This is a genomic window from Peptoniphilus sp. oral taxon 836 str. F0141 (assembly GCF_000179335.1).
Taxonomy (GTDB): Bacteria; Bacillota; Clostridia; order Tissierellales; family Peptoniphilaceae; genus Peptoniphilus_A; species Peptoniphilus_A lacrimalis.
The window spans coordinates 1-1,341 of sequence record NZ_AEAA01000085.1 but is presented as its reverse complement, the minus strand read 5'-3'; the positions used below and the strand labels follow the sequence as shown (position 1 = coordinate 1,341).

1 pseudogene is annotated in these 1,341 nt (G+C 29.5%); it reads right to left on the bottom strand.

Annotated elements, in window-relative coordinates:
* Window positions 1–1,341, bottom strand: a pseudogene (locus HMPREF9131_RS03765) (ABC transporter ATP-binding protein); the annotation flags it as partial.

The window sequence follows — 1,341 nt, the reverse complement described above, 5'->3', positions numbered from 1 at the left end:
AAATTATCAAAAATTTTGTTCCTTTTTTTTGTTCCTCTTTGATTAATCTCCCCACCTTATCCATACTCCTGAAATCAAGCCCTGATGTCGGCTCATCCAATATAATAAAAGGTGTTTCTCTCAACATAGCTACGCATAGAACCAATCTCTGTTTTTGACCACCTGATAAAGTTGCTGGATGCTTATCTCTTATATCAAATAATCCAACTTTTTTTAAAAGTTCCTCTGCTTTCGTGATATAATCTTCTCTATTTTTTAACCCAGTTAATAATTCATCCATCAAATCTTCCCCAAATAATTGAGAGTCTAAATCTTGAGGAATATACCACACTTTGCTTAACCTCATCTTTTTATTAGCTTTGAGTCCATTTATCTTTATTTCTCCATCAGTCTGATTTTGAATCCCAGAATAAATTTTACCGAGTGTACTTTTACCTGTTCCATTTATTCCTACTAAAGCAATAGTCTCATTGCTATCAAATTTAAGTGACACATCTTTTAGTACGAAATTATTTTTATATTTTTTACTAATATTTTTCACCTCAAAATCAAAAGAATTGTCACTAATAATTTCTTTTTCTTTAACTTTGTGGTCATCTACAACAATATCATCAAGATTTATTGAGCGTAAGCCCAATGCATTTAAGTCTTTTGAACTAATTTTTTCAAATTCTTCTGCTTTATAACTATTTGTTAAAGATCCATTTTGTATCAATAAATACCTATCAGCTATTCCTTTTAAATAAAATAACCTATGCTCAACAATTACTATAGTTTTCCCTTCGTTTTTTAAGTCCATTATAAGTTTTGAAAATTTATATATTGATTTCAAATCAAGATTTGCAGATGGTTCATCAAATACATAAATAGATGGTTCAATGGCTCTTGCTGAACAAATTGCTACTTTTTGCCTAATTCCATAGGATAAATTGTATATCCTATTATTTAACAATTTATCAATATTCATTTTCTCAGTTGATTCATTCACTCTTCTTATTATTTCATCACGCTTATATCCCAAATTTTCCGGTCCAAATGCAATTTCTCCATTAACTTCATTGGCAAAAAATTGGCTTCTAGGATCTTGAAATACATTACCGACTAACTTTGCTATCTCCCATGATTTTAAATTTTTGATAGATTTGCTATCAATAAATACTTCTCCATCTAAATTTCCTTCGTAAAAATTTGGAATTAATCCATTTATAGCTCTTGTCAAAGTAGACTTGCCACATCCCGACTCCCCCTATAATTACACAACATTCACCATCTTTAATGTCTAAATTTATATCTTTCAACTGTTCATCTTTATTGCTATTATACGAAAAAGATAATTTCCTA